Origin of the sequence: Mesorhizobium ciceri WSM4083 (assembly GCF_000519305.1) — a bacterium.
Classification (GTDB): Bacteria; Pseudomonadota; Alphaproteobacteria; order Rhizobiales; family Rhizobiaceae; genus Mesorhizobium; species Mesorhizobium ciceri_B.
This window is the reverse complement of sequence record NZ_JAFG01000006.1, coordinates 511,854-537,816: the sequence shown is the minus strand read 5'-3', so window position 1 is coordinate 537,816 and position 25,963 is coordinate 511,854. Positions and strand designations below refer to the sequence as shown.

Below are 25,963 nucleotides of genomic sequence, written 5' to 3'. Positions count from 1 at the left end.
TTGGGTTTCAGTTGGTTTTCGTCACGCCGTTGGAAGCGGAAGCGGCGATCTGTTCGTGGTGGCGGATCACTTCGCGGACGACGAAGTTGAGGAATTTTTCCGCGAAATCCGGGTCGAGATGGGCATCCTTCGCCAGCTGGCGAAGCCGGGCGATCTGCTGCTGTTCGCGTGCCGGGTCGGCCGGCGGCAGGCCGTGCGTCGCCTTCAGCACGCCGACCGCCTTGGTGCAGCGGAAGCGCTCGGCCAGCATGTGGATGAGGGCCGCGTCGATGTTGTCGATCGACGCCCGGTAATCGGCCAGGAGAGCGCGGGCCTCGGCCATGTCCTTCTCTTCGTTCATGGCGTCCTCACTTCTTCTTGCCAAGGCCGGGCAGGCCGCCGCCCATTCCGGGCAGACCGGGGAGCTTCATGCCGCCGGGCAGTCCGGGTAGGCCGCCGCCGGGAAGGCCTTTCATGCCGCCGCCGAGGCCGGCCGCCTGCGCCTGCTTCTGCAAGGCTTCGAGCTGCTTGGGATCCATCTTCGACAGGTCCGGCATGCCACCGCCCATCATGCCGCCACCCATGCCCCCGGGGCCGCCCGGCATCATGCCGCCGAGGCCCATCTTGTTGGCGAGGCCGCCCATCATGCCGCGCATCAGGCCGCCGCCTTTGCCCTTGCCGCCCATCGCCTTCATCATGTCGGCCATGCCGCGGTGCATCTTGAGCAGCTTGTTGATTTCGGCCGCGTCGGTGCCCGACCCGGCGGCGATGCGCTTCTTGCGCGAGTGCTTCAGCACATCCGGATTGGCGCGCTCGGCCTTGGTCATCGACGAGATGATGGCGAGCTGGCGGCCGAACATCTTGTCGTCGAGACCGGCGGCGGCCATCTGATCCTTCATCTTGCCCATGCCGGGCATCATGCCCATGATGCCGCCCATGCCGCCCATCTTCGACATCTGCTGAAGCTGGCCGGCGAGGTCGTTCAGGTCGAACTTGCCCGACTGCATCTTCTTGGCCATCGCCGCCGCCTGTTCGGCGTCGATGTTCTCGGCGGCCTTCTCGACCAGGCTGACGATGTCGCCCATGCCGAGGATGCGGTCGGCGATACGCTTGGGGTGGAATTCCTCCAGCCCGTCCATCTTTTCGCCGGTGCCAATCAGCTTGATCGGCTTGCCGGTGACGGCGCGCATGGAGAGTGCAGCACCGCCGCGGCCATCGCCGTCCATGCGAGTCAGGACGAGACCGGTGATGCCGACGCGCTCGTCGAAGCTCTTGGCCAGGTTGACGGCGTCCTGGCCGGTCAGCGAATCGGCGACCAGCAGGATTTCGTGTGGGCTCGACACCTTCTTGATGTCGACCATCTCGACCATCAGCGGCTCGTCGATATGGGTGCGGCCGGCGGTGTCGAGGATGACGACGTCGTGGCCGCCGAGCTTGGCCGCCTGCACGGCGCGGCGCGCGATGTCGACCGGCGACTGCCCGTCGATGATCGGCAGCGTGGCGACCTTGACCTGTTCGCCGAGCTGGCGCAGCTGCTCCTGCGCGGCGGGGCGCCGCGTGTCGAGCGAGGCCATCAGGACCTTCTTGTTCTGACGCTCGGAAAGACGCTTGGCGATCTTGGCCGAAGTGGTCGTCTTGCCCGAACCCTGCAGGCCGACCATCATGATGACGACCGGGGCCGGGGCATTGAGATCGATGGCGACGCCTTCGGCGCCGAGCATGTCGACCAGTTCGTCATGGACGATCTTGACGACCATCTGGCCGGGCTTGATAGACTTGACCACGGCAGCGCCGACGGCCTTCTCACGCACCTTGTCGGTGAAGGAGCGCACCACTTCCAGCGCCACGTCGGCTTCGAGCAGTGCACGGCGCACCTCGCGCAGCGCCGCCGAGACATCAGCCTCCGACAGCGCGCCGCGGCCAGTCAGGCCGTTCAGGATGGAGCCAAGGCGCTCCTGCAGCGATTCAAACATTCTTCTTCCTTTTTCCCAGGCACCCGGACGGTGACCGAGAAGTAATGCGTTCGCGCCAAGTGTCCAAGCAAAAGCCCGTGCAAGCGAAAAGCCAAAAAGCACCCGGGGGCGCTCAGCGCTGCCGGGTGTTGGCCTCCAGGATCGATTTACAGCACTTCACCTCAAAGAGGCTTCGGCGTCCTGGTCGGCTTGCTCGGAGGGATACTCGTCGCGGAATTCGGGGCGTGTAGACAGGAAATCGGACGCAGAGTCAAGACAAAGACCGGATTGCGTCGTTCCCGGGCCTGCAATCAGGCCGTGCTCGCCCGGTCCGGAAGCTCGGCGGCGACCTTGAGCGGCGAACGCGGATGTAGAAGCAGCACGATGGTCAGCAGGCTGCAGGCGATGCCGATGAAGGCGATGAGGACTGCGTCCGACGTCGCCCAGCCCGGTCCCTCGAGCGGCCTGGCATTGAATAGGGCGAAGGAATTGTAGCTTTCCTGATGCGAGATCAAGAGAAACCCGGTCAGGTTGTTGCCGAGGTGAGCACCCAGGGCGGCGCCGAGATTGCCCGTTGCATAGACCACCAGCGTCAGCAGCAGCGCGAAAGCGGCGATCGACGCCAGCACACAGGCATTGATGGCTGGCGACGAACTCGCGCTCCAATGCAGCGAGGTGAACAGCAGGGCCGGCAGCAGCGCCCAGACGAACGGGCTCTTGAACCGACTGGCGAGGCCGCGCAGCAGGTAGCCGCGAAACAGCAGCTCTTCCGAAGAGGTCTGCAACAGTGTGAGCGCGGCGATCGGGATCGCAAACAGCAGCCAGGACGACAGGCTGATCGGGCCGCGCGCGATCTGCGGCTGCAGCAGATAGAGCAGGACTTCGGATATGAACGAGGTGATCAGCACCGCGATCAGCCCCTTGAGGAAGCCCGACCATGAAACACGCCGGCTGTTGCCGAGCAGCGCAGACAGCTTCTCGCCATGCACCCAGCGCATCGCGACCCACAGACCGATCCAGATGCCGGCGAAGGAGACGAGCGCGGTGAGGATGCCAAGGGGCGAAGCGAGGAAACCTTGAATGCCAGATGATGGGGCCGCCTGCCAGGCGAAGAAGGCATAGGTGCCGCCGACCAGCACGGCCACGGTGGTTGCTGCCCAAAAAAGGACGACGATCCCCGTTCCGAGCAACAGGCGCGGCAAGGTCGTCTTGGCGTTCGGCGAATGCCTGTAACGCTCGAAGGCGGCCGGATCGATGGTCACGCGGGCTCCTTTGCCAAAGTCATCGCCTATTGACTAACCGATGGCCGGGAAAATCGGAATCGTTTTCCGCCAAGGACACGCTCAGAGCAGCGTCGACGCAGGAGAGGCGACGCGCTGCAGTGCCGCTGCTGGCGGCCGCTGCTCTCGCAGCGGCCGCTTGTGGCAATTGTTGTTAACGCACGACGTACATGATGCGCCGGGTCTGAGGATCGATCAGCGCCCGCTGGCCGTTCACATAGACATAGCGGTAATTGTAGTCCGGAATCTCGCGCAGCTCGACGGTGTCGGGCAGGGTCGCGCCGGTCACCACTTCGCCATCGAGATAGATGGGATCGAGGCGATGCGCGTCGACATAGGTACGGACTTCAGCCGGGGGCGGGGGGAAGTCATCCACGACCGGCTCACCGGCAACGATCGCGCCGGTATAATCGGTCGAGTAGTTGCCGATGTCCTCCGGCGGCGAGACGACAGCAACACTGGCGCGCCGTTCCGTCAGCACCACGCGGCTGCCGCCGATATCGGCCGTCACATAGTCTGAATAGACCCAGCCCTGGCCGCCGGCCTCGGCTATGGTGCACCATTTGCTGTTTTCGATGCAGCCATTGAGGGTTGCCGACTGGCCGGCGGTGAGCACGCCGATGACAGGGTATTGCGGGCCGGGTCCGGCGCGCACGTTAAGATCGGTGACGGCTGAGACGGCGGTATCGGCAAGCGCGGCGCCCGACATCACGGTCAGCATTCCGGCGACCGCCGGAAACAACAGGAATTTCATGGTTTCTCTCCGTTTTCAGGTCCCTCGGCAGCCAAAACGGGGCAGCAGCTTATGCGTTCCCGCTAAAACGCTTGCGCCAACTCACGATTTGTTCCCGCTTCTTTCGGCAAATCGGTCAGAAGTTCGTGAACGAATTCCAATTTCCGCGCCGTGACGTCCGAAATGACAAAGGGATAAAGGTCGGGCAGGCCCATGCAGCGGTTGATCGAATTGGAGGCTTCCGACAGCACCAGCCAGCGTGCAAGGATCTTTTCGAAAGGCTCGGGCGCGGTCGCCGGCTCCGAGGGTGCGGCCTGCAACCCGCCGCCTGTGTCGCCGCGCGGCAAGTCGTTGGCCTCCACCGTCTCCAGCCGGCCGAGCGGAAAGTTCAGCGCATGGACCATTTCCAGCGTGTCGGTGATGTGCAGATGGTGAGCCCAGGTCTCGGCCCAGTCCTCCCAAGGATGCGAGGTGGCATAGGCCGAGATATGGCCTTGCTGCCAGTCGGGCGGCGCACCATTGGCATAATAGGCCTTCAGCGCCTGCTCGTAATCGGCGCGGTCGTCGCCGAACAGTGCGCGGAAAGCTTCGAGCCTGTGCGGATCGTCCCGGATGAGGCGGTCCCAGTAATAGTGCCCGAGTTCGTGGCGGAAATGACCGAGCAAGGTGCGATAGTTCTCGCCCATCTCGACGCGCCGCTTCTCGCGCTCGGCCGAATCCGCCTCGGCGACGTTGAGCGTGATCAGGCCATTGTCGTGGCCGGTGAGGATCCGCTCGCCGCCGGGGCCGCCGCCGATCGGATCGGCGAGGAAGTCGAAGGCCAGGCCGATCTCGTCGGCCGGATTCTGCTTGGGCGCCACCGTCAGCCCGAAGGCCAGCAGCGAGTAGATGGCGCGCTTCTTCGCCGCTTCGACACGGATCCAGCGGCGGCGGTTGCCGTCGACGGAGAGATCCGGGATCAACTGGTTCAGCACGCAGGCGCGGCAAAAGGCATGTCCCGGTTCCGCCATCCAGTTGCAGGCGCATTCATCGGCGTTGGTGCACTGGAAGACGCCGTCGACGCCCGCCAGCGCGAAACAGGCGTGCTCGGGATCGTAGAGCACGGGGTTCCCGCAGTTCAGGCACTGGGCGTTCTCGAAATAGATACGATGGCCGCAATGCGGGCAGTCGAAGAGTTTCATGTCGGTCTCAATTCACCGGAGGTGACATAGATGTTCACGGCGGCCCGTGCCCAACGCGAACGGCCGCGCGGTGTTCCACATTTTCCTGAAGCTATTTGGCCGCAAGCTGGGCGACAACCTGTCTTGCCACGGCTTCGCCCGACAGCCGTGCGCCGCCGCAGGTCTGCATCAGAGGACCGGCCAGGTGCTCGCCGGCGAAGAAGATCTTGTCGGCCACCGGCTGCATGAGTGCCGCGCGCGCCAGCGAGCGGCCGGGGCGAGCGGCGGCATAGGCACCGCGCACGAAGCGCTCGCCGCCCCAATTGGTCATCATGGCGCGTCCGACGTGCTTGCGCGTATCGCCGCCGAAGATGCCGCACAGCCGGTCGACGACGAAGTCGATGCCGGCCGCCTCGCCGGCTGCCGACATTTCCCAGGCGAAATCGCCGCCGACGAATCCGACCATCAGGTCAAGGTCGAACGGGAAGCACAGGAAATAGATGTCGTGCCTGGCCATCCGTTCGATCAGCAGGTCGTCGAAGGGCTGCAGCCCGAGCCTTGTGCCCGATATTTCGACCGGCAATTTCGTCAGCATGCCCATCGGCAGGTCGAAGAAGGCGCCGAAATGCGTGTCTGGCAAGGCCGGCGAGAACGCAATCTCCTCGAAGGCTAGCACCGCCGGCGAAGCGGTGACGATCACTGCTTTGGCGCGAACGGTGCCGCGATCGGTGACGCAGGCGACGCCGGGCACGTCCCACAGGATCTTGCGCACCGGCGTCGACAGTTCGACCGGCACGCCGGCGCCGAAACGCGCCACCAGGGCGCCAAGACCCTCCTTGCTGAAGTAGTTCGGGTCGAGATCGGCAGCGGCCTGGAAGTCCAGGATCGAGATCTCGTCCTCGTCGGCGCCGAAATCCATCGGCCCGGCGAAGGTGGCTGCGGCGCGCGGCGCATGGCCTTTTGCCAAAAGCGCCGAAAGACGATCGTCATCTCCGTCCTTCACTTCATGCCTGGCCAGCAGTTCGAACAGCTTTGCGTCGGCGGCCTTCATGTCGGCTTCTTCCGCTTCGCTCGCCTTGCGCTCGCGGTAGTAGAGATGATCGACGTTCATGTCGTGATGATGCAACGTCCAGCCTGCCGCCTGGGCTTCGGGAAAATAGGGATTGCGGTCGGCGGCATGCAGCCAGGCGCAGCCGATGTCGAAAGGCACGCCGAAATGCTGGTCGCTGGTCCAGGCTCGCCCGCCGATTCGGTCCATCGCCTCGAGCAGGGTGAAGGAAAGGCCCGCCGCCTGCAGGGTCCTGGCAGCGGCGAGACCCGCCGAGCCGGCACCGATGATGACGACATCAACGTCTTGCATGCAGCCCCCTTGCCACAATAATCACTTGATCCTAGGCAAATTCCACGGCATTCGCCAGCATTGCAGCGGTGACAGTGACAAGTGCGCGTTTCGCTGGCAAGTTCGCAATTGGGACGTGATTCAGGCAACCAGGAGATCAACATGGCAATTCTTGCCAAGGGAAAGATGTTTGCAGCGGCCATGGTGGCGGTGCTTGCGCTGGCGACGGGCGCACAGGCGGCGGCCAGCTGCGGCAAGACCGGCGCCGGCTTCGACGCCTGGAAGCAGGACTTTGCCGCGCAGGCCAGGTCGGAAGGCGTAGGCGCCAAGGGGCTGGCCGCTCTGGCCGGGGCAAACTACGCGACTAAGACGATCTCGGTCGACCGCGGCATTCACAAGGCCTTCAGCGGCTCGGTGGACGATTTCATGCGGCGTCGCGGCGGCGCGGCCATCATTTCCAAAGGCCGGTCGCTAAAAAAGTCGAATGCGGCTTTGTTCTCCAAGATCGAAGCGAATTACGGTGTGTCGCCGGGCGTGTTGCTCGCCATCTGGGGTATGGAAACCGGCTTCGGTTCGGCCATGGGCAACCAGAACACCGTTTCTGCCATTTTGACGCTTGCCTATGATTGCCGCCGCCCGGGGTTCTTTTACCCGCATGCGATCGCAGCCCTGAAGCTGGTTGATCGCGGGGCGTTGACAGCCTCGTCGGTCGGGGCCGCGCATGGCGAGATCGGACACACGCAGTTCCTGCCCGGAAACGTCCTGAAATATGGCGTCGGCGGCGGGAACCTGCGCGACAAGAGCACGGCGCTGGCTTCCACCGCCAACTTCCTCAAGGGCCATGGCTGGCGGGCGGGCGCCAGCGCGAGTGCGAATATGGGCGCGATTGCCGGCTGGAATTCCGCGAGCGTCTATCAGCAGGCCATCGCCCGCATTGCCACGGCGATCGACGGCGATTGACGGACCATGCACCGGGCAGAAGGCCCCGGCCATTTCTGACTTAATCAAAAACCCGGCGCGAATGCCGGGTTTTTATTTGATTTCGAGCACGTAGGAGCAGCCGGCCAGGGTCTTGCCGGGGTGGGATTCGACGGTCGAGACGTTGAGCTTGACGTCCGTTGAGAAGGTCAATCCTTCCGACTCTTCGGTGCTTTGGACAACGACTTTCTCGCCAAGGAATTTTTGCGGCGTGGAAAAAGCGGCCATGACGTTGAGTTCTTTGGCAAGCTCCGGCGCGGCAACGCCGTCGAGCACGGCCATCGGCCCCGCAGCGGTAAACACGATCGATCCTGTCTCGCGGTTGAACACGCGGATCTTGGCCGGCAGTTCGTATTGGCTGAGAAAGGGATTGCCCGAGGCAACCTCCTTCCAGCCAAGCGTTTCAACGGCACCCGGTGCGCTGGACAGCCACAGGGCAAAGTCGTTGTAGGTCGGAACGTCCGCCCTGCACTCGATCAGCGCCGGAAGGTCGAGAGAGGCGGGGTCGAACTCCTGGCCGGCGGCCGGCGTCGCCAGAACAACCAGCGGCGCCAGGCAGTGGCCGAAACCGCGCATCCGCGCTACTTGGCGCGGTTGCGCGCGGCCAGCGTCCTCAGCCGCAGCGCATTGAGGCGGATGAAGCCGGCGGCGTCCTTCTGGTCGTAGGCGCCGCGGTCGTCTTCGAAGGTAACCAGCGCATCGGAATAGAGCGTCTTCTTCGATTTGCGGCCGGTGACCATGACATTGCCCTTGTAGAGCTTGAGGCGCACCGTGCCCTCGACGTCTTCTTGGCTCTTGTCGATCATCGCCTGCAGCATCAGCCGTTCGGGCGCGAACCAGAAGCCGTTGTAGATCAGCTCGGCGTAGCGCGGCATGAACTCGTCCTTGAGGTGGGCGGCACCGCGGTCGAGCGTGATCGATTCGATGGCGCGATGGGCAGCGATCAGAATGGTGCCGCCGGGTGTTTCGTAGACGCCACGCGACTTCATGCCGACAAAGCGGTTCTCGACCAGATCAAGCCGGCCGATGCCATTGTCGCGGCCAAGATCGTTGAGTGCCGCCAGCATGGTCGCCGGCGACAGCTTCTTGCCGTTCAGCGCGATCGGATCGCCCTTCAGGAACTCGATCTCGATCTCGGTGACCTTGTCCGGCGCGTCCATCGGCGAAACGGTGCGCTGGTGGACGAATTCGGGCGGCTCCACCCACGGGTCTTCCAGCACCTTGCCCTCGGAGGACGAGTGCAGCAGGTTGGCGTCGACCGAGAACGGTGCGTCGCCCTTCTTGTCCTTCGGCACCGGGATCTGGTGCTGCTCAGCGAAATTCATCAGGTCGGTACGCGACTTGAACGACCAGTCGCGCCACGGTGCGATGACCTTGATGTCGGGGTTCAGTGCATAGGCCGAAAGCTCGAAGCGAACCTGATCGTTGCCCTTGCCGGTGGCGCCATGCGCGATCGCGTCGGCGCCGGTTTCCCGCGCTATATCGACTAGATGCTTGGAGATCAGCGGTCGCGCGATCGAGGTGCCAAGCAGATAGGTGCCTTCATAGACGGTGTTGGCGCGGAACATCGGGAAGACGAAGTCGGACACGAATTCCTCGCGCACGTCGACGATGCGGATGTCCTTGATGCCCATCATCTCGGCCTTGCGGCGCGCCGGTTCCAGCTCTTCACCCTGGCCGAGATCGGCGGTGAAGGTGATGACCTCGGCGCCGAACTCCGTCTGCAGCCATTTCAGGATGATGGATGTGTCGAGACCGCCGGAATAGGAGAGCACGACTTTCTTGATGTCTTTGGCCTTGGACATTTTTACCCCGTCGGTGGCGGACGCCCCTACCGGGGCGTCACGGATTGTCGGAGGGCCTTTTAACAGGAACGGCAGAGCGAGCAAGCACGCGTGCGTGCATGGCTTCTGGTCCAGCACATGGCGGGAGCGCGATGCCGGCAGCGCAAACAACCTGCTGCAATCAAAGGCTGCATTTGCCGGTGAGACTTAATCAAGTTTTCATGCAGTGTCGCTAACACTCGGGACAAAGCCGCCTTGGGCACGTTCCGGGCGGCTTCTTGCCTGCTTTGTCGCGGGTGTCCTCGGGCTCGAGCCATTTTTGATGCGCGTTATATCATGCATCGCCATGGAGCATAATCTGTGGCTTGTCCTGCTGGCGGCGCTGGTGTGCGTCACCGGCTGCTGGGTGACGATCGGCCTCTTCGACCGTTCGAGGAAAACCACCGGCGTGCAGATGAAGGGCTGGCTGTTCCTGACCGCGGTCGCCGCCGGCTCGTCGATCTGGTGCACCCATTTCATTGCCATGCTGGCCTACCAGCCCGGCGCGCCGATCACCTTCGATCCGGTCCTGACCATGGCATCCCTGGTCATCGCCATCGTCGGCACCGGGCTGGGCTTCACCCTCGCATCCGGCAAGAGCCGGCGCTTGGCCCCGGAATGGGGCGGCATCGTCGTCGGCCTGGCGATCTCGGCCATGCACTATACCGGCATGATGGCCTATCACGTTGCCGGCATCGTCGAGTGGGACGGCTCCTATGTCGTGGCCTCACTGGTTATCTCGGCCGTGTTCTCCGCCTTGGCCGTCGGCCATGCCGTGCGCCGGCCATACGGCTGGTCGCATTATCTCGCCATCGGGCTGCTGGTGCTGGCGATCGTCGGCCTGCATTTTACGGCTATGGCCGCGGTGGCGGTGACGCCGCTGTCCTTCATCAGCACAGGCACCAATCCCGATATTCTGGTGGCCATGGCGGTCGCCGTCGCCGTGGTCGGCCTGATCGTCGCGGCCACCGGCTTCGCCAGCTATCTGATCGATGAGCGTGGCCGTCTGGAGAGCTTCGAGCGGCTTCAGCATCTCGCCCTCAACGACGCCCTTACCGGCCTTCCCAACCGGGTCTCCTTCAACGACCGCCTCGACCATGAGATCGACCGGGCATGCGAGGGCGAGGACACAATGACGGCGGTCATCGTCATCGATCTCGACCGCTTCAAGGAGATCAACGACCTCAGGGGCCACGCGGCCGGCGACCAGGCTCTCAAGATCGTAGCCCGCAGGCTGTCGAAACTCATCGGCGAGGGCGAATTCGTCGCCCGGCTCGGCGGTGACGAGTTCGCCGCCATCAAGCGCTTCAAGGATCAGAAGGACCTTCTCGGGTTGGTCTCGCGGCTGGAGAAATCCCTGTTCGAGCCGTTGCGGCTCGACGATTTCGAAATCGCCGCCGGTGCCAGCATCGGCGTCGCCGTCTATCCGCGCGACGGGGCCGACCGCGAGCGGCTGGTCAGCAACGCTGATCTTGCCATGTACCGGGCGAAGAACGACGTCACGCGGGCCGTCTGCTTCTACGAATCCGCCATGGACGAGACGGCGCGGGCGCGCCGCGCCTTGGCCACCGACCTTCGCCAGGCGATCGACCGCGGCGAGCTTTCGCTGCACTATCAGGTGCAGACCTCGGTCCCGACCGGCGCCACCTGCGGCTACGAGGCGCTGCTGCGCTGGACCCATCCCGTGCATGGCATGATCCCGCCCGTCGAATTCATCCCGATTGCCGAAGAGAACGGCTCGATCATGGCGATCGGCGAATGGGTGCTGCGGACCGCGTGCCGGCAGGCGGCCTCGTGGGGCAATGGCCACAAGATCGCGGTCAATCTGTCGCCGGTACAGTTCGCCCATGCCGATCTCGCCAAGCTCGTCCATCAGATCCTGATCGAGACCGGGCTGTCGCCGAAACGGCTGGAGCTGGAGCTGACCGAATCGACGATCGTCGCCGACAAGGTGCGCACGCTGCATGTGCTGCGCCAGATCAAGGCGCTTGGGGTGACGATCGCGATCGACGATTTCGGCACCGGCTATTCGTCGCTCGACACGCTGCGCTCGTTTCCCTTCGACAAGATCAAGCTCGACCGCTCATTCATGGCGGACGTCGAACGAAGCCCGCAGGCCAAGGCCATCATCCGGGCGGTGCTGACGCTGGGCCGCAGCCTCGACATTCCGGTGCTTGCCGAAGGCGTCGAGACGCATGTCCAGCTCACCATCCTGCAAGTCGAAGGCTGCAACGAGGCGCAAGGCTATTTCCTCGGCCGGCCCAAGCCGATCGACCAGATCACCGGGGACGCCGATGTCCGCAACGATCAACTTGTCGCGGAGGAGCCGGCGAGGATGCGGCTGAGCAGGCAGGCATAGGACGCCGCGGCCGGCCGTAAAGCGAATACCGTGCAGACGCCTGCTGGATCGACATCGGGTCGCTGCTGTGTCTGGCATCGTCATGGCGCATCCTGTATAGGCCTCCCAATCCCCTGGGGCTGCTCATGTCGTTCATTCCAGACACCACCACGCTGATCCAGTTCGCCATCGCCACGGTCATCCTGGCGATCACGCCGGGGCCGGACATGACCCTGTTCGTCTCGCGCACGCTGAGCCAGGGCCGCGTCACCGGCTTTGCCTCGATGGCCGGCGCGCTGTGCGGCACGCTGATCCACACCACGCTGGTGGTGGTCGGCGTCTCGGCGCTGATCGTCGCCTCGCCGATGGCTTTCTTCGTGCTGAAGATCTTTGGTGCCGGTTACCTCGTCTTCCTGGCCTGGCAGGCAATCACCAGGGGCTCGGCCTTTTCGCCGGAGAAGAAGACAGGCCCCGAGATTTCGCTGTTGCGCAGCTGGGCGGCGGGCCTCGGCGTCAACCTGCTCAACCCCAAGATCATCCTGTTCTTCATGACCTTCCTGCCGCAGTTCGTCTCCGCGCATGATCCGAGCGCGCCAGGAAAACTGTTTTTCCTTGGGCTGATGTTCATCGTGCTGTCGATCCCGGTGACGGTGCCGATGGTGCTGGCGGGGGAAAAGTTTTCGGCGGCGATGAAGGCCAGCCCGCGCGTCACGCGGGTGGTCGATTATCTCTTTGCCGGCGTGTTCTCCGCCTTCGCCCTCAAGATCCTGACGGCCCAGGCGAAGTAGGCGCCGTCATCCTGTCCGGCCATCCTCTTTTGAGCCTGGTTCGCCTTGCCACCAGCTTGCGGCCCAGCGCCCGGCGCTGAGCCAGTAAAAGATACCACCGACCATGCCGCTGCCTATCACGGCCATGATGGTGCTGGTGTCCCTGACGACGAAGGCGGTGTCATCGCTGTGGTCGGCAAGCCCGAGGAAAACACCGGCGACCAGCGCGCCTGCTAGCGCATAGAACAGCCAGTCGCGCCGGCCCAGGATTTCGGCGAGCAGGATGACGACAGAGGCCGGCATCAGGGCGAAATAGGCGACGAACAGGGCGGCGAAGGGAATTGAGAAATACAGGGAAGCCGTCGCCGTCGGGTGCGCATGCTCCGGCGTGTAGCCGAGCGATGCCAGCAACAGGATGTTGAGGAAGGCGCTCGCCGCCAGCGAGGCGACGGCATAGCCGAACAGGATGACGGTGAAACGGACGAGGTAGCCGACGAGACGCGCCATCAATCCCGGCCCAGAGTCTGTCGCGTGCCGGACCTGCGTCCAGCCAGAAGCCAGTAGACCGAACCGGCGGCGATGCCGGCGGTGGCGAGAAAACCCAGAAAGCCCGGATTGAAGACAAAGCTGCTGGCCGAGCGCGGCATGGATACGCCAAAGGCGATGGACGTGATCGCACCGGTGGCGGCGAAGTAGAACCATCCTCGAAGTGAAAACCGTTCGGCGACAAAGAGCGCCGGGCCGACGATCAACAGCGCGCCGATCATTACGGTCAACACGGCGAGCGGGAACGAGCCCAGCCAGTCGAAGGCGAAAATGATGGACCAGTTGCCGTCTTCGATGCCTTCCAGAAGAGCGATCAGCAGCACCGGCACCAGGATCGAGGTCAGCACCGCGGCGACATAGCCGACGGTCATGATGGCGAAGCGTTTTAGCCAGGCGAAGGGGCGGCTCACGCCTCGCCGTGCCCCGCGATCATCATGGCCTCGAGCGCCAGCCGGTCGACCTTGCGCATGCGCTCGGAATCCGACTTGAGCTGGCCGCAGGCGGCGAGAATGTCGCGGCCGCGCGGCGTGCGGATCGGCGAGGCATAGCCGGCATTGTTGATGTAATCGGCGAATTTCTCGATCGTCTCCCAGTCCGAGCACTGGTAATTGGTGCCCGGCCACGGGTTGAACGGGATCAGGTTGATCTTGGCCGGAATGCCCTTGAGCAGCTTGATCAGGCCCTTGGCGTCCTCGATGGAATCGTTGACGTCCTTCAGCATCACATATTCGAAGGTGATGCGCTTGGCGTTCGACAGGCCAGGATAGGCGCGGCAGGCGGCGATCAGCTCGTTGAGCGGATACTTCTTGTTGATCGGCACAAGCAAGTCGCGCAGATCGTCATTGGTGGCATGCAGCGAGATCGCCAGCATGACGCCGATCTCCTCGCCGGTGCGGAAGATTTCCGGCACGACGCCGGAGGTCGACAGCGTGATGCGCCGCTTCGACAGGGACAGGCCGTCACCGTCGGAAGCGATCAGCAGCGCCTTCTTCACCGCCTCGAAATTGTAGAGCGGCTCGCCCATGCCCATCATGACGATGTTGGACACTTTGCGGCCTTCGGCCGGCACGATGGCGCCGTCGGGCGTGTCGCGGTCAGGGAAATCGCCAAGCCGGTCGCGGGCGGTGAGCAACTGGGCGAGGATCTCTTCAGCCGTCAGGTTGCGCACCAGCTTCTGCGTGCCAGTGTGGCAAAACGAGCAGGTCAGCGTGCAGCCCACCTGCGAGGAGATGCACAGCGTGCCGCGACCCTCTTCGGGAATATAGACCGTCTCGATCTCGACCGGCCGGCCGGCGCCGCGCGGCGGGAAGCGGAACAGCCATTTGCGCGTGCCGTCGGCGGAAATCTGCTCCTCGACGATCTCGGGCCTGGCGACGGTGAAATGTTTGTCCAGCTCGGCGCGCAGATCCTTGGAGATGTTGAACATGCCGGCGAAGTCGGAGACGCCGCGCACATACATCCAGTGCCAGAGCTGCTGGGCGCGCATTTTCGCCTGGCGCTCGGGCACAGTGCCCGATGCAACCAGAGCCTCGGCGAGTTCGATCCGCGTCAGGCCGATCAGCGACGGCTTTTCGGGCTGTGCCGCGCGGGCGCGCAACGCGTCGCGGGCGCCGTCAGTGGTGAGATCGAATGAAAGGGTCATGGTTGCACTGATATAAGCGGTTTGCGGCCGATTTCACGCATCGTGCCGGAAAGGAAGCGCGGCGCATAGCACAGGTTGAGGGCAGAGTCATGCTCAGCTAGCTCTACGATCTACGATCGCCTTGGAACGACGTCGGCACCGCCCCTCGTCATGGCGGGCATTTCTCTCCCGACAATGCCTGTCTTGCGGCGGCAGCGCGTTTGGCTGATGGCTTCCCCCACCCCGTCGCTGCTTCGCAGCGCCACCTCTCCCCCCTCCGGAGGGAGAGGAAGGGAGCCAAGGCTGGCAAATTCGCGCCTTTCCTCTACCCCGTCGATCGGGGGAGAGGTGTCGAGCGTAGCTCGACGGAGTGGGGGTCGATCTTTCACCGAAGCGATGCTTCTGCCTGGCACTCAGGCGAGCGCCAACGACAGGTTTTTCTGGCGCTAGTTTAATAGACTGCCCAGCTGTGTTAGGCCGAAACATTCCCCGCTCGAGGACAGACATGGCCGGCACATCGCGAAAATATCCCATGCTGCGGCGTTCGCGCGCGATGTGGGGCTCACGGCGGGTGTGGCAGCCGCGCCTGGTGTTCTGGGCCGGGGCGCTTGGCATCGGCGTGATCAGCGTGCTGTTCGCGGTGCTGGCCGACAGGGCGCAGGAACTGTTTCACCTGATGACAGGAGACGCAGCCGGCTGGCGTTTCTATCTGCCGCTTGCCATTACGCCGTTGGGTTTCGTGCTGTGCGCCTGGCTTGCCCACACCTTCTTTCCCGGCTCGCAAGGCAGCGGCATTCCGCAGGCGATCGCCGCCCGTCATCTTCGCGACGACAAGGACCGAAGCCATATCCTGTCCCTCAAGCTGGTGGTCGGCAAAATCATGCTCACCATCGTCGGCCTGTTCTGCGGCGCCTCGATCGGCCGCGAGGGTCCGACCGTGCAGGTCGGCGCGTCGCTGATGCTGCAGGCCGCACGCTGGGGCGGCATGGTGCAGGCGCGCGGCCTGATCCTGGCCGGGTCGGCCGCCGGGATCGCCGCCGCCTTCAACACGCCGCTGGCCGGCATCGTCTTCGCCATCGAGGAGATGGGCCGCACCTACGAGGCGCGCACCAACGGACTGGTGCTGACGGCGGTGATCCTGGCCGGTCTCGCCTCGCTCGGCCTGCTCGGCAACTACACCTATTTCGGCGTCGCCAGGGACACCATCTCGTTTGCCGCCGAGTGGCCGCTGGTGCTTGCCTGCGGCATCGTCGGCGGCGGGTTCGGCGCGCTGTTTTCGCTGCTGGCGTTGAAGGTGACACGCCGGATCCGGCGCTGGAACACAGGCCAGCCTTTGCGGCGCGCCTTGCTGGTCGCGGCCGTCTGCGGGCTGCTGGTTGCAGTGATCGGCATCGCCTCGGGCGGGCTGACCTTCGGCACCGGTTACGTGCAGGCGCGCGGGGCGGTCGAAGGCACGCCGCTGCCATGGTTCTTCTTTGCCGAAAAGTTCCTGGCGGGACTGCTGTCGATGATCTCGGGCATTCCGGGCGGCATCTTCGCGCCCTCGCTGGCGGTCGGAGCCGGCATCGGCAGTTCGCTCGGCCTCCTTTTCGGCGCCAGCACGGGGGCTGCGGCACTGCTCGGCATGGCCGGCTACTTCGCCGGCGTGGTGCAGGCGCCGATGACGGCCTTCGTCATCATCCTGGAGATGACCGGCAATCACGACAATGTCATCGCGCTGATGCTGGCCTCGATGCTGGGCTATGGCACGGCGCGGATGATCTCACACGAACCGCTCTACCACGCGCTGTCGCGTGTCTTCATCGCCGAGGCGATCCGGCGCCGCCGAGCGGAGGCCGGGCCAGGATCGGGGCAAGGCTGAAAGCAAAAAGGCCGGGCTTTGCGGCCCGGCCATTCATTCAAAACGAAGTGCTTGCTTGCTCTCTTTGCCTATTTGCACTTGGCAATCGACGTCAGCGCCGCCGAAATGCCCTTCAGCGAGAAGACATAGGAGGTGGGATTGCCGCGGCCGGACTTCGCCGTCACCTTCATGTCGGTGCCGGTCTTCATGGCGGCGATCAGCACCGGCTCCTCGGCGGCATTCTCGACCCAGGCCGACTTGCCGCGGGTGAACATCGAAAACGTCTTCTTGTCGATGGTCACGGTGGCCTTGGAGCCTTCCTGGAAGTTGTAGCCGGCGATGAATTGCGGCTCGTAGGAAACCTGCTGGCCGGGGCGCTGGCTGACGAAGAAGAACATGTCGCCATGGTCGAGCGTCGGCGGCTGCTTGTCGGTCGGCACGGTCAGGACATAGCAGACCTTGCCGCCCGATGCCTGGTAGCTGTAGGTGCCCCAGGCATTGTGCTGGCCGATCTTGGTCGCCGACTGCGCCAGTGCCGGCGCTGCCACGGCCACCAGGGCCAGACTCGAAACTAGTGCAATCAATCCGCGCATCGCTTTTCCCGTATTCCAAATGGTGCGGAGGCAGGCCGGCTTGGCGTCCTGCCCGTCGCTTCATTTTGATTTAATCTGGGTTACCAAACGGTGAATTTCCGAAGAGAAAAGGACCCTCACCCGAGGAAACCGCCGCCATTCCCGCGCCGCCGCCCTGCGAGCGGGTGACGCGACATCCCTTTGGCGGACTTGGAGGCCACGAAAGCGGCAAGAGTTTGACTTTTTACGCTGTCGCCAAAAGCCGGCTTCAACGGCGTTCCGCGCGCGTGCTCAGCCCTTGTCGGCCATGGCGTCCCTGGCGGCCTGCCGGTGCGCAGTGGTGATGTGGGCCCTGACGGCGGTGATCGCGGCGGTGAGCACGGCGATGTCGTCGGTGAAGCCAAGCCCGAAGACGAAGTCGGGGATGACATCCACCGGCAGCACGAAATAGCCGAGCGCGGCCAGCAGAATGCCTTTGGCGCGCAGCGGCGTGTTCTTGTCCATGGCGCAGTAATAGGCGGCCACGACCTCTTCCATGAAGGGGATCTGCCGTGCGGCCTTCTTGGCTGTGCGCCAGAATTTCTCGCGCACTTCGCTCTCGTCCGCCAGCTTGCCGCCAAAGCCGAAGAAATCAAAACCGGATTGTTGCGCCATCAGTCTCTCCTTGCGAGCGCCCATGCGCATCCGGCGCATGCCCGCGGGGGAAAATGTGGTGAAACCCGACCCCCGCTACAAGATGCCGGTGCCGATTTGAGCCTGTCGAGGCGATATCAGGCCCTCAGGCGCCGGCAAAACGGTTCATTTTCTTGGCCAGATCGATATCGAGCGCGGTGACGCCGCCGGCGTCGTGAGTGTTCAGCGTCACGTCGACTGTCTTGTAGACATTCGACCAGTCGGGATGATGGTCCATCGTCTCGGCGGCAAGCGCGACGCGGGTCATGAAGGCGAAAGCCTCGGAGAAATTCGCGAAGGTGAATGTGCGCTTGATGGAGGCGCCGTCTTCCGCCAGCGCCCAGCCGTCGAGACCGGTCAATGCGGCTTCAGCGGCTTGCCTGCCCAGTTTCTCTCTCGCCATGTCCATATCCTGTGCTATTCGAAAACGACCCTCACCATAGCGACGGATCGATGAGCGCGAAGCCCATAAATTCCATTCTCTTCGTCTGCCTCGGCAACATCTGCCGGTCGCCGCTGGCGGAAGGTGTCTTCCGCGCCGTTTGGGCCGAGCGCGGGTCGGCCCGGGATATCCTGCTCGATTCAGCGGGAACCAGTGACTGGGAGGCCGGCTCTGCCCCCGATCGACGCGCGATCGCGGTCGCCATGCGGCACGGCGTCGACATTTCCGGGCAGAGGGCGCGTAAAGTCACGCCGCAGGACCTCCACCGTTTCGACCTGATCCTCGGCATGGACCGGTCGAATGTCGCCGACCTGAAGGCGCTGGCGCCGGCGGCCGTGCAGGACCGCATCCATCTGTTCCTGGAGTTCGCGCATGGAAAGTCACGCGACGTGCCGGATCCTTATCATGACGAGGCAGAAGCCTTCGCTTCCGCCTATCGCATGATCCGCGAGGCGTCGGAGGCGCTGGCGACAAGGCTGGAGGCGCGGGCGTCCGTGCCTGACAGCGGCCAGGCTTCCTCGACGATGTAGGGTCCGCCGCCGACCGAATCGCGCGACGACATCAGCACGAAACGGCCGATGCGGAACGGCAGCGTCGAGAAATTGCCGCGCGCCGACAGATATTGGGCCACGTCCAGCGGGGTCGAATTGCGTAACCGCGCCAGCGTCACATGCGGCATGAATTTGCGCGGGTCGGCCGGGATGCCGAGCCGCTGGCAGATGCGGTCGATCTCACCTTGAAGGGCGGCCAGATCGGGCGAGGCGGAAGTGCCCGCCCACACCGCATGCGGCTTCTTCTGGCCGAAAGCGCCGACGCCGGACAGCGCCAGCGAGAACGAAGGGCGGTGGACCCGGTCGAGCGCGTTGGCGATCTCGTCGGCCACATGGCCGGGGACATCGCCGATGAAGCGCAGCGTCAGATGGTAATTTTCGACGTCGATCCAGCGGGCTCCCGGCAAGCCGCCCCGCAGCAGGGACAGCGAAAGGGCGGCGTCACGCGGAATTTCGAGGGCGGTGAAAAGACGCGGCATGAAGAGCCTCCCTTCCTCGAATCGAACTGTCATCCCCAGCGAATCATCGATAGTCAAACGGAGCAAGAGGTTTGTTGGTCACAGTCCCTGTTAAAAGCTCGCCGGGCGGAAACAGTTCCAGTCCGCTAGGAATCGCCCGGCACCGCCGCGATCACCTTCTCGACCGTCGGCAGGATGCGTTCGACCATCTGGTCGACGCCTCGTGCGCTTGGATGCAGGCCGTCCTCGAGCTGCATGCCGGGCTGGCCGGCGACGCCGTCGAGAAAGAACGGGTAGAGCACGACGTCGTATTTCTTCGCCAGGTCCGGAAAAATGGCGTCGAACGCATTCTGGTAGTCGGGACCGAGATTGGGTGCGGCACGCATGCCGGCCAGAAGCACGGCAATCTTGCGCTGCTTCAGCTTGCTTAGCATCTCGTCGAGATTCTTCCTGGCGATGTCGGGCGAAACGCCGCGCAGCATGTCGTTGGCGCCCAGTTCGAGGATGACCAGCTGCGTGCCGTCCGGCACCGACCAGTCGAGCCGCGCCAGGCCGCCGCTCGTCGTGTCGCCGGAGACGCCGGCATTGGCGACGGTCACTTCGTGGCCCTTGGCGCCAAGTGCCGCCTGCAGCCTGTTGGTAAAGCCCTGGTCCGGCCCAAGGCCGAAGCCCGCCATCAGGCTGTCACCGAAGCCGACGATCTTGAACGGCTCGGCGCTCGCCGAGGACATGGCGCCGCAAATGGCGAGGAAAGCCACGAAGCCTGCGGCAATACTGCGTTTGAAAGACATGCGGCAGGCCCCATATGAGCTAGGATTCTTCGACGGCTTCCGGCAAGCAGAGCCTTCATCTCCAGATATAGGACGATTTCATTTTGACAGAAGCGGTCATCGCGCTGAAAGATGTATCCCTGACCCTTGGCGAGGGCGCTTCATCGGTCCATGTGCTGAAGGGGGTGAGCCTCGATGTGGCGACCGGCGAGGCGACCGGCATCGTCGGGCCTTCGGGTTCCGGCAAGTCGACATTGCTGATGGTCCTTGCAGGACTGGAAAGGGTCGATTCGGGTACGGTCCGAATCGCCGGCGAGCTGCTCAACGGCAAAAGCGAGGACCAGATTGCTTCGTTTCGTGGCCGAAACATTGGCATCGTGTTCCAGTCCTTCCATCTCATTCCCAACATGACGGCGCTCGAAAATGTCGCGGTGCCGCTGGAACTGGCCGGCCATGCCGATCCGTTCGCGGTGGCGGCGCGCGAGCTGGCGGCGGTTGGCCTCAGCGACCGCGTCACCCACTATCCCGGCGAATTGTCGGGCGGCGAGCAGCAGCGCGTGGCGATCGCCCGCGCATTGGCGCCCTCGCCGCGCATCCTGATCGCCGACGAGCCGACCGGCAATCTCGACCAGGCGACCGGGCGGCAGGTCGCCGACCTCCTGTTTGCCAAAGCGGCCGAGCGCGGCATGACGCTGGTGCTGGTGACCCATGATCCGGCGCTCGCGGCGCGCTGTTCGCGCCAGGTATCGATGCGCTCGGGCCGGATCGAGGCACCGACCCCCGTCAAGGTGACGGCCTGATGCCGCTGTCCCGGACGTTGAGGCTTGCGGTCCGCTTCTCGCTGCGCGAGGTGCGCGGCGGCCTGTCCGGCTTCCTGATCTTCCTCGCCTGCATCGCGCTCGGCGTCGCGGCCATCGGCGGCGTCAACTCGGTGGCGCGTTCGATCACCGCCGGTGTCGCCAATCAGGGCCAGACGCTGCTTGGCGGCGATCTTCGCTTCGAGATCAATCAGCGTGACGCCAGCCAGGGGGAGCGCAGCTTCCTTGACGGGCTCGGCACGGTTTCCCGGACCGCCAGCATGCGTTCGATGGCGCGTCTGGCCGACGGATCCGACCAGGCGCTGGTCGAGGCCAAGGCGGTCGACCATGCCTATCCGCTCTATGGCACGCTGGAGACCGAGCCGGCACTGTCGAAACAGGAACTGTTCGGCGAAGAGTTCGGCGTCTTCGGCGCGGCGGCGCCCGATCTTCTGTTCGAGCGGCTGCACGTCAAGATCGGCGACCGGCTGAAGCTCGGCACCGCCACTTTCGAACTGCGCGCCAGGCTGGTCGCCGAACCGGACGCCGTGTCCGACGGTTTCGGCTTCGCGCCAAGGCTGATGATCTCGACCGACGGGCTGGCGGCGACTGGACTGATCCAGCCGGGCAGCCTGGTCGAGAATGCCTACAAGATCCGGCTGCCGGCGGACGCCGACGAGCTCAGGCTGAAGGCCGTCCAGGACCAGGCCGCCACGGATTTCCCCGAAGCAGGCTGGTCGATCCGCACACGCAGCAATGCGGCGCCCGCGCTGTCGTCGAACATTGAACGTTTCTCGCAGTTCCTGACCCTGGTCGGGCTGACGGCGCTGGTGGTCGGCGGTGTGGGCGTCGCCAATGCGGTACGCGCCTATCTCGACGGCAAGCGCGGCGTCATCGCCACCTTCAAGAGCCTGGGCGCTTCGGGCGGCTTCGTCTTTGCCGTGTATCTGGTGCAGATCCTGATCATTGCCGCTTTGGGTATCGTGCTGGGCCTTGTGCTCGGCGCACTGATGCCGTTCGCGGCGAGTGCGGCCTTGCAATCCGTCATTCCGGTGCCGGCCGAAGGCGGCTTCTATCCCGGCGCGCTCGGCATGGCGGCGCTGTTCGGCCTGCTGGTGACGTTGGCTTTCGCGCTGCTGCCGCTCGGCCGCGCCCGCGACGTGCCGGCAACCGCGCTGTTTCGCGAAATGGGGCTGGAAGGCCGCGGCTTGCCGCGCCCCGCCTATGTCGCGGCGGCCATAGGCATCGCGCTGTTGCTTGCGGCGCTGGCCATTCTGTTCTCGGGCGATCAGCGCATCGCCTCGATCTTTGTCGGCGCCACCGTCTTCGCCTTCCTGGTGCTGCGCGTGGTCGGCGCACTGGTGCAATGGGCGGCCAGGAAAAGCCCGCGCGTGCGCTTCGTGGCGCTCAGGCTCGCCATCGGCAACATTCACCGGCCAGGCGCCCTGACGCCATCGGTGGTGCTGTCCCTGGGGCTTGGTCTGACGCTGCTGGTGACGCTGGCGCTGATAGACGGCAATCTCAGGCGGCAGATCTCCGGCAGCCTGCCGGAACGGGCGCCGAACTTCTTCTTCGTCGACATCCAGAGCGCCGATGTCGCGTCTTTCTCGGCGCTGATCGGCAAGGAGGTGCCGCAGGGCGTGCTGGCCAAGGTGCCGATGCTGCGCGGCCGGGTGATGGCGCTGAACGGTGTCGATGTCGACAAGGTGAACGTACCGTCGGAAGGCGCCTGGGTGCTGAGGGGGGACCGCGGACTGACCTATGACGCAAAGCAGCCGGACAACGCGACGCTGACCGAGGGCAGTTGGTGGCCCGAAAATTACAGCGGCGAACCGCTGGTTTCGTTTTCGGCGCAGGAAGGCAAGGAGATCGGGCTGAAGCTCGGCGACACCATCACCGTCAATGTGCTGGGCCGCAATGTCACGGCCAGGATCGCCAATTTCCGCCAGGTCGAATGGGAGACGATGGGCATCAATTTCGTCATGGTGTTCTCGCCCAACACATTCGCGGGCGCCCCGCATGGCTGGATGGCGACGCTGACCGAAAAGAGTGCCTCGACGGCCGACGACGCCCGCATCCTCAACGCCGTCACCCGCGCCTTCCCGGCGGTGACGACGGTGCGGGTCAAGGACGCGCTCGATGTCGTCAACCGGCTGGTCGGGCAGCTCGGCACGGCGATCCGGGCGGCCGCCGGCGTGGCGCTGATCGCTTCGGTGCTGGTGCTGGCCGGCGCGCTTGCCGCCGGCAACCGGGCGCGCATCCATGATGCGGTGGTGTTGAAGACGCTGGGTGCGACACGCACGACGCTGATATCGGCCTTCTCGCTCGAATATATGCTGATCGGGCTGGCCACCGCCATCTTCGCGCTGGCGGCGGGCAGCGCAGCCGCCTGGTTCGTCGTCGCGCGCATCATGACATTGCCGTCGCATTTCATGCCCGAGGTGGCGGTGGCAACCATTCTGTTTTCGCTGGTGATCACGGTCGGCATTGGTCTCGCCGGCACCTGGCGGGTGCTCGGCCACAAGGCAGCACCGGTGCTGCGCAACCTGTGACGACAGGCCCGGAATGGGCATCCTGGATTAAATCTTGGTAAGAAAGCCGTCCGGAAAGCCGAGGAATCGGCACTTCGTTGCCTCACGAACCGTTACATCCGGTTACGGTCTTGTTCTTGACGCGAATAACCATCATATTTCGCCACAGGCATGCTGGAGCCCTGCCAGCGGCGCCTGGGTCCGGAAGGACCTGACACCGGACGGGGCAGAAGCAATAGAGGACTACAATGGCTGATCCCATTCGCAACTACCAGACGCGCGCCGTGCCCGGCGTTGGCGTCGGTGCCGACATCGATCAGGGCCTGCGCGCCTACATGATCAAGGTTTACAATCTGATGGGGCTTGGCCTCCTCATCACCGGTCTTGCCGCTGTCGGCACGATCATGCTGGCCACCACCACCGATCCGGCTTCGGCTGTTGCGACGCTGCCAAGCGGGGAGATGCTGACCTCCTTCGGTTACGCGATCTTCGGCTCGCCGCTGCGCTGGGTGGTGATGCTGGCGCCGTTGGCCGCCGTGCTGTTCCTGTCGTTCCGCGTCCAGTCGATGAGTGTTTCGGCGGCGCAGACGACGTTCTGGATCTATGCCGGCCTCGTCGGTCTGTCGCTGTCTTCGATTTTCCTGGTCTACACCACGGCCAGCATTTCGCAGACCTTTTTCGCCACCGCCGCGGCCTTCGGCGCACTGTCGCTCTATGGCTACACGACCAAGCGCGACCTGACCGCTTTCGGTTCGTTCCTGATCATGGGCGTGTTCGGCATCATCATCGCGTCGGTGATCAACATCTTCCTGCAGTCGTCGGCACTGTCCTTCGCCGTCTCGGCGCTAGGCGTGTTGATCTTCTCGGGTCTCACCGCCTATGACACGCAGAAGATCAAGGAGATGTATTTCGAGGGCGACACTTCCGACGTCGCGGGCCGTAAGGCGATCATGGGCGCGCTGACGCTCTATCTCGACTTCATCAACCTGTTCATGTTCCTGCTGCAGTTCATGGGCGACCGCCGCTAAAGCGGCATTGGACCATCAACTTCCGGAAGGGCGGCCCAACGGCCGCCCTTTTCTTTTGTCTCGGGCTTTGCTGTTATTGCGAGCAGGGAAACGGCATGCATAAACAATGAGCAATATTGCGATCCGGCCCGCCACGGTGGCCGACCTCGACAGCGTCACGGACATCTATGCCGATGCGGTGACCCAAGGCACGGCGAGCTATGAGCTGGAGCCGCCCAGCCGCACGGAGATGGGTGTTCGATTCGACACTTTGATTGCCGGCGGCTTTCCTTACCTGGTGGCGGAGAAGGACGGCACCGTTCTCGGCTACGCCTATGCCGGCGCCTTCCGGCCACGCCCGGCCTATCGCTTCATCGTCGAGGATTCGGTCTATGTCGCGCCCGCGGCCAAGGGCCAGGGCGTCGGGCTCAAGCTGATGCAAAGCCTGATCGAGGCGGTGACGACGGCAGGCTTTCGCCAGATCATCGCGGTGATCGGCGATGGCCGTCCCGACAGTGCCTCGGTGCGGTTGCACGAAAAGCTCGGGTTTCGCCATTCGGGACGCCTTGAAGGTTCCGGCTACAAGCACGGGCGCTGGCTCGACACGGTGTTCATGCAGCTGTCGCTGAATGGCGGTGCGACGCTGCCGCCGGATCCGGCTTCTCTGCCGGAACGGAGATTTCGAGGGTCTGGGGTGAAATGAGGAATTGGAGAATTGGAGAACTGAAGAATTGAGAAACAAAAGAATAAAAGAAGAAGGTGGGTTGTGTCAGACGCCGAGCCTTTTCTTCAACTCATCAATTCTCCAGTTCCTCAATTCCCCTGCTCTAATTCCCCAGCTCAAGCCTCTACAACCTTGAGCTTGCTGTCGAACACACCAAGCACGCGACCGAGTTCCTGGCCGCGCTTCAAGATGCGGCCGCCGGCGGCGATGACGGCAAAGGCGCCCTGCTTGCGGGCCAGCTTCGGATCCTTGACGATCTGGAACAGCGGCACTTCGCTGGTGCGGCGGAATACGGAAAACACAGCGCGGTCGGTGAGATGATCGATGGCATAGTCGCGCCATTCATTGGCGGCGACCATGCGTCCGTAGAGCCTGAGAATCTGGTCCAGCTCGCGCCGGTCGAACCGCACCGGCTGATCGAGACGTTCGCGTCGTGCCTCGTGCAGCGGGATCAATATTGCGGATGCGTCTCCATCCCCCGTCCCGCCGCTGTCATCGGTCATGCCTCGATCCTTCAAAATGAATCTTTGCCAACCAAAGTTGGCGTGTTCGCGACTGAATTGCAAGCCCGGCGAACCGAGCCCCGCGCCGCGCTGTTTCCGCAACGTCCAGTCACTTTTATGAAACGCCGTGTTGGAATTGGTGATGTTCCGCCACATTTCTGCCTTTTTTTATCCGCGCTCATGCCCCAATGTCCGACGAATTTACCGGTGTTGCCTGAGACGGTTCGGTCCGGCACCGGCTCGTAAACCCCAAGCCCCCCGCCCACGGGTCTGCGTCGGATCGAACCAACCTCGGTTCTTCCTCGGAAGAACCGGGTGCGACGATCCCAAAACCTAAATGACCGACGTCAGAAGCAAGCTGACGTCGGTTTTTTATTGGGTGAGAAGCGGTTCGCGCAGCGAACGAAAAGCCAATTGCTTGGCTTTTCGAGCTTCGAACGCCCTGAGCCTGCGAAGGGCCGGGCGTGGTTAGTCGATCCACCCTGCCGGGTCCGCGCTGCTTCGCAGCGTCCCGGCGTTCGCCGGCCTTCATCGTGCCGCCGGCACGATGAATTCGCCTTCGACGAACCGGCTGCTCGCC

The 25,963-nt window shown here is 64.0% G+C and carries 26 protein-coding genes; 9 read left to right on the top strand and 17 right to left on the bottom strand.

Features of this window, described 5'->3' with window-relative positions:
• Nucleotides 1–7: 7 nt before the first annotated feature.
• From MESCI2_RS0116050 to MESCI2_RS0116025, 6 genes are all read right to left on the bottom strand, one after another.
• Complete coding sequence (locus tag MESCI2_RS0116050) at nucleotides 8–340, bottom strand: chorismate mutase (RefSeq protein WP_027037481.1); 333 nt, start codon at nucleotides 338–340, stop codon at nucleotides 8–10.
• Nucleotides 341–347: 7 nt separating this feature from the next.
• Entirely contained in the window at nucleotides 348–1,952 is a 1,605-nt protein-coding gene (ffh, locus tag MESCI2_RS0116045) for a signal recognition particle protein (RefSeq protein WP_027037480.1), read from the bottom strand.
• A 290-nt stretch (nucleotides 1,953–2,242) separates the two neighbouring features.
• A complete protein-coding gene (locus tag MESCI2_RS0116040) occupies nucleotides 2,243–3,193 on the bottom strand; it encodes a CPBP family intramembrane glutamic endopeptidase (protein WP_027037479.1) in 951 nt (316 codons plus the stop codon).
• Between the two features lie 172 nt (nucleotides 3,194–3,365).
• Nucleotides 3,366–3,965 (bottom strand): DUF1236 domain-containing protein, encoded by a 600-nt coding sequence (locus tag MESCI2_RS0116035; RefSeq protein WP_027037478.1) that lies wholly within the window; start codon nucleotides 3,963–3,965, stop codon nucleotides 3,366–3,368.
• A 62-nt stretch (nucleotides 3,966–4,027) separates the two neighbouring features.
• Nucleotides 4,028–5,125: a zinc-binding metallopeptidase family protein gene (locus MESCI2_RS0116030; protein WP_027037477.1), complete on the bottom strand. Its 1,098-nt coding sequence runs from the start codon at nucleotides 5,123–5,125 to the stop codon at nucleotides 4,028–4,030.
• 91 nt (nucleotides 5,126–5,216) lie between these two features.
• Nucleotides 5,217–6,464, bottom strand: a complete 1,248-nt coding sequence (locus MESCI2_RS0116025) for a flavin monoamine oxidase family protein (protein ID WP_027037476.1) — start codon at nucleotides 6,462–6,464, stop codon at nucleotides 5,217–5,219.
• Nucleotides 6,465–6,605: 141 nt separating this feature from the next.
• Between MESCI2_RS0116025 and MESCI2_RS0116020 the strand changes: the two genes are divergently transcribed.
• Nucleotides 6,606–7,403, top strand: coding sequence for a lytic murein transglycosylase (locus MESCI2_RS0116020; RefSeq protein WP_027037475.1), 798 nt, complete (start codon nucleotides 6,606–6,608; stop codon nucleotides 7,401–7,403).
• Between the two features lie 72 nt (nucleotides 7,404–7,475).
• Here MESCI2_RS0116020 and MESCI2_RS0116015 read toward each other — a convergent pair whose 3' ends face one another.
• Together MESCI2_RS0116015 and MESCI2_RS0116010 are read right to left on the bottom strand one after the other, a co-directional pair.
• Nucleotides 7,476–7,997, bottom strand: a complete 522-nt coding sequence (locus MESCI2_RS0116015; protein WP_027037474.1) for a hypothetical protein — start codon at nucleotides 7,995–7,997, stop codon at nucleotides 7,476–7,478.
• 5 nt (nucleotides 7,998–8,002) lie between these two features.
• Nucleotides 8,003–9,226: an argininosuccinate synthase gene (locus MESCI2_RS0116010; RefSeq protein WP_027037473.1), complete on the bottom strand. Its 1,224-nt coding sequence runs from the start codon at nucleotides 9,224–9,226 to the stop codon at nucleotides 8,003–8,005.
• 301 nt (nucleotides 9,227–9,527) lie between these two features.
• On the opposite strand from MESCI2_RS0116010, the gene MESCI2_RS01000000134720 reads away from it, so the two are divergent.
• Entirely contained in the window at nucleotides 9,528–11,603 is a 2,076-nt protein-coding gene (locus MESCI2_RS01000000134720; protein ID WP_050596565.1) for a putative bifunctional diguanylate cyclase/phosphodiesterase, read from the top strand.
• 125 nt (nucleotides 11,604–11,728) lie between these two features.
• Complete coding sequence (locus MESCI2_RS0116000) at nucleotides 11,729–12,370, top strand: LysE family translocator (RefSeq protein WP_027037472.1); 642 nt, start codon at nucleotides 11,729–11,731, stop codon at nucleotides 12,368–12,370.
• Nucleotides 12,371–12,376: 6 nt separating this feature from the next.
• Here MESCI2_RS0116000 and MESCI2_RS0115995 read toward each other — a convergent pair whose 3' ends face one another.
• Genes MESCI2_RS0115995 through rlmN form a run of 3 tightly spaced genes read right to left on the bottom strand, consistent with a single transcriptional unit; the run spans nucleotide 12,377 to nucleotide 14,537 of the window.
• Nucleotides 12,377–12,856 carry a hypothetical protein gene (locus MESCI2_RS0115995; RefSeq protein ID WP_027037471.1) on the bottom strand — a complete coding sequence of 160 codons (480 nt, stop codon included), beginning with the start codon at nucleotides 12,854–12,856 and terminating at the stop codon, nucleotides 12,377–12,379.
• The gene (locus tag MESCI2_RS0115990; RefSeq protein WP_027037470.1) at nucleotides 12,856–13,305 is read right to left on the bottom strand and encodes a hypothetical protein; all 450 of its coding nucleotides are present in this window, start codon (nucleotides 13,303–13,305) and stop codon (nucleotides 12,856–12,858) included. Before MESCI2_RS0115990 ends, MESCI2_RS0115995 begins: the two co-directional genes overlap by 1 nt.
• Nucleotides 13,302–14,537 carry a 23S rRNA (adenine(2503)-C(2))-methyltransferase RlmN gene (gene rlmN, locus MESCI2_RS0115985; protein ID WP_027037469.1) on the bottom strand — a complete coding sequence of 412 codons (1,236 nt, stop codon included), beginning with the start codon at nucleotides 14,535–14,537 and terminating at the stop codon, nucleotides 13,302–13,304. Before rlmN ends, MESCI2_RS0115990 begins: the two co-directional genes overlap by 4 nt.
• A 484-nt stretch (nucleotides 14,538–15,021) precedes the next feature.
• Here rlmN and MESCI2_RS0115980 point away from each other — a divergent pair, with 484 nt between their 5' ends.
• Complete coding sequence (locus MESCI2_RS0115980) at nucleotides 15,022–16,377, top strand: chloride channel protein (RefSeq protein ID WP_027037468.1); 1,356 nt, start codon at nucleotides 15,022–15,024, stop codon at nucleotides 16,375–16,377.
• Nucleotides 16,378–16,445: 68 nt separating this feature from the next.
• Here the strand turns inward: MESCI2_RS0115980 and MESCI2_RS0115975 are convergent, their stop codons facing one another.
• The 3 genes from MESCI2_RS0115975 to MESCI2_RS0115965 all read right to left on the bottom strand — a co-directional run bounded on the left by MESCI2_RS0115975 (nucleotide 16,446) and on the right by MESCI2_RS0115965 (nucleotide 18,003).
• Nucleotides 16,446–16,949: an invasion associated locus B family protein gene (locus tag MESCI2_RS0115975; protein ID WP_027037467.1), complete on the bottom strand. Its 504-nt coding sequence runs from the start codon at nucleotides 16,947–16,949 to the stop codon at nucleotides 16,446–16,448.
• A 270-nt stretch (nucleotides 16,950–17,219) separates the two neighbouring features.
• Nucleotides 17,220–17,582, bottom strand: coding sequence for a YkvA family protein (locus MESCI2_RS0115970; RefSeq protein WP_027037466.1), 363 nt, complete (start codon nucleotides 17,580–17,582; stop codon nucleotides 17,220–17,222).
• A 124-nt stretch (nucleotides 17,583–17,706) separates the two neighbouring features.
• Complete coding sequence (locus MESCI2_RS0115965; protein ID WP_023811314.1) at nucleotides 17,707–18,003, bottom strand: 4a-hydroxytetrahydrobiopterin dehydratase; 297 nt, start codon at nucleotides 18,001–18,003, stop codon at nucleotides 17,707–17,709.
• A gap of 50 nt (nucleotides 18,004–18,053) precedes the next feature.
• Between MESCI2_RS0115965 and MESCI2_RS1000000136900 the strand changes: the two genes are divergently transcribed.
• Nucleotides 18,054–18,572: a low molecular weight protein-tyrosine-phosphatase gene (locus tag MESCI2_RS1000000136900; RefSeq protein WP_081738755.1), complete on the top strand. Its 519-nt coding sequence runs from the start codon at nucleotides 18,054–18,056 to the stop codon at nucleotides 18,570–18,572.
• Here MESCI2_RS1000000136900 and thpR read toward each other — a convergent pair.
• Complete coding sequence (thpR, locus tag MESCI2_RS0115955; RefSeq protein ID WP_027037464.1) at nucleotides 18,476–19,072, bottom strand: RNA 2',3'-cyclic phosphodiesterase; 597 nt, start codon at nucleotides 19,070–19,072, stop codon at nucleotides 18,476–18,478. The two genes, MESCI2_RS1000000136900 and thpR, sit on opposite strands and share 97 nt — an antisense overlap.
• Before the next feature lie 125 nt (nucleotides 19,073–19,197).
• A complete protein-coding gene (locus MESCI2_RS0115950) occupies nucleotides 19,198–19,842 on the bottom strand; it encodes an arylesterase (protein WP_027037463.1) in 645 nt (214 codons plus the stop codon).
• Nucleotides 19,843–19,925: 83 nt separating this feature from the next.
• Between MESCI2_RS0115950 and MESCI2_RS0115945 the strand changes: the two genes are divergently transcribed.
• The 4 genes from MESCI2_RS0115945 to MESCI2_RS0115930 all read left to right on the top strand — a co-directional run bounded on the left by MESCI2_RS0115945 (nucleotide 19,926) and on the right by MESCI2_RS0115930 (nucleotide 24,859).
• Nucleotides 19,926–20,621, top strand: a complete 696-nt coding sequence (locus MESCI2_RS0115945; RefSeq protein WP_027037462.1) for an ABC transporter ATP-binding protein — start codon at nucleotides 19,926–19,928, stop codon at nucleotides 20,619–20,621.
• On the top strand, nucleotides 20,621–23,170 hold the full coding sequence (locus tag MESCI2_RS0115940; RefSeq protein WP_027037461.1) for an ABC transporter permease: 2,550 nt from the start codon (nucleotides 20,621–20,623) through the stop codon (nucleotides 23,168–23,170). Before MESCI2_RS0115945 ends, MESCI2_RS0115940 begins: the two co-directional genes overlap by 1 nt.
• A 227-nt stretch (nucleotides 23,171–23,397) precedes the next feature.
• Nucleotides 23,398–24,177: a Bax inhibitor-1/YccA family protein gene (locus tag MESCI2_RS0115935; protein ID WP_027037460.1), complete on the top strand. Its 780-nt coding sequence runs from the start codon at nucleotides 23,398–23,400 to the stop codon at nucleotides 24,175–24,177.
• Between the two features lie 106 nt (nucleotides 24,178–24,283).
• Nucleotides 24,284–24,859 carry a GNAT family N-acetyltransferase gene (locus MESCI2_RS0115930; RefSeq protein WP_027037459.1) on the top strand — a complete coding sequence of 192 codons (576 nt, stop codon included), beginning with the start codon at nucleotides 24,284–24,286 and terminating at the stop codon, nucleotides 24,857–24,859.
• 137 nt (nucleotides 24,860–24,996) lie between these two features.
• Here MESCI2_RS0115930 and MESCI2_RS0115925 read toward each other — a convergent pair whose 3' ends face one another.
• Nucleotides 24,997–25,383 carry a DUF2794 domain-containing protein gene (locus tag MESCI2_RS0115925; protein WP_027037458.1) on the bottom strand — a complete coding sequence of 129 codons (387 nt, stop codon included), beginning with the start codon at nucleotides 25,381–25,383 and terminating at the stop codon, nucleotides 24,997–24,999.
• Nucleotides 25,384–25,963 lie beyond the last annotated feature (580 nt).

Bases quoted from the DNA above. Each gene is read 5' to 3' on its own strand.
- MESCI2_RS0116015 (WP_027037474.1), bottom strand. From the start codon at position 7,997: ATGCGCGGTTTCGGCCACTGCCTGGCGCCGCTGGTTGTTCTGGCGACG.
- MESCI2_RS0116020 (WP_027037475.1), top strand. From the start codon at position 6,606: ATGGCAATTCTTGCCAAGGGAAAGATGTTTGCAGCGGCCATGGTGGCG.
- MESCI2_RS0115930 (WP_027037459.1), top strand. From the start codon at position 24,284: ATGAGCAATATTGCGATCCGGCCCGCCACGGTGGCCGACCTCGACAGC.
- MESCI2_RS0116050 (WP_027037481.1), bottom strand. From the start codon at position 340: ATGAACGAAGAGAAGGACATGGCCGAGGCCCGCGCTCTCCTGGCCGAT.
- ffh (WP_027037480.1), bottom strand. From the start codon at position 1,952: ATGTTTGAATCGCTGCAGGAGCGCCTTGGCTCCATCCTGAACGGCCTG.
- MESCI2_RS0116000 (WP_027037472.1), top strand. From the start codon at position 11,729: ATGTCGTTCATTCCAGACACCACCACGCTGATCCAGTTCGCCATCGCC.
- MESCI2_RS0115995 (WP_027037471.1), bottom strand. From the start codon at position 12,856: ATGGCGCGTCTCGTCGGCTACCTCGTCCGTTTCACCGTCATCCTGTTC.
- MESCI2_RS0116035 (WP_027037478.1), bottom strand. From the start codon at position 3,965: ATGAAATTCCTGTTGTTTCCGGCGGTCGCCGGAATGCTGACCGTGATG.
- MESCI2_RS0115935 (WP_027037460.1), top strand. From the start codon at position 23,398: ATGGCTGATCCCATTCGCAACTACCAGACGCGCGCCGTGCCCGGCGTT.
- MESCI2_RS0115965 (WP_023811314.1), bottom strand. From the start codon at position 18,003: ATGGCGAGAGAGAAACTGGGCAGGCAAGCCGCTGAAGCCGCATTGACC.
- MESCI2_RS0115950 (WP_027037463.1), bottom strand. From the start codon at position 19,842: ATGTCTTTCAAACGCAGTATTGCCGCAGGCTTCGTGGCTTTCCTCGCC.
- thpR (WP_027037464.1), bottom strand. From the start codon at position 19,072: ATGCCGCGTCTTTTCACCGCCCTCGAAATTCCGCGTGACGCCGCCCTT.
- MESCI2_RS0115940 (WP_027037461.1), top strand. From the start codon at position 20,621: ATGCCGCTGTCCCGGACGTTGAGGCTTGCGGTCCGCTTCTCGCTGCGC.
- MESCI2_RS0116010 (WP_027037473.1), bottom strand. From the start codon at position 9,226: ATGTCCAAGGCCAAAGACATCAAGAAAGTCGTGCTCTCCTATTCCGGC.
- MESCI2_RS0115980 (WP_027037468.1), top strand. From the start codon at position 15,022: ATGGCCGGCACATCGCGAAAATATCCCATGCTGCGGCGTTCGCGCGCG.
- MESCI2_RS1000000136900 (WP_081738755.1), top strand. From the start codon at position 18,054: ATGAGCGCGAAGCCCATAAATTCCATTCTCTTCGTCTGCCTCGGCAAC.
- MESCI2_RS0115925 (WP_027037458.1), bottom strand. From the start codon at position 25,383: ATGACCGATGACAGCGGCGGGACGGGGGATGGAGACGCATCCGCAATA.
- MESCI2_RS0116030 (WP_027037477.1), bottom strand. From the start codon at position 5,125: ATGAAACTCTTCGACTGCCCGCATTGCGGCCATCGTATCTATTTCGAG.
- MESCI2_RS0115975 (WP_027037467.1), bottom strand. From the start codon at position 16,949: ATGCGCGGATTGATTGCACTAGTTTCGAGTCTGGCCCTGGTGGCCGTG.
- rlmN (WP_027037469.1), bottom strand. From the start codon at position 14,537: ATGACCCTTTCATTCGATCTCACCACTGACGGCGCCCGCGACGCGTTG.
- MESCI2_RS0116025 (WP_027037476.1), bottom strand. From the start codon at position 6,464: ATGCAAGACGTTGATGTCGTCATCATCGGTGCCGGCTCGGCGGGTCTC.
- MESCI2_RS01000000134720 (WP_050596565.1), top strand. From the start codon at position 9,528: ATGCGCGTTATATCATGCATCGCCATGGAGCATAATCTGTGGCTTGTC.
- MESCI2_RS0115970 (WP_027037466.1), bottom strand. From the start codon at position 17,582: ATGGCGCAACAATCCGGTTTTGATTTCTTCGGCTTTGGCGGCAAGCTG.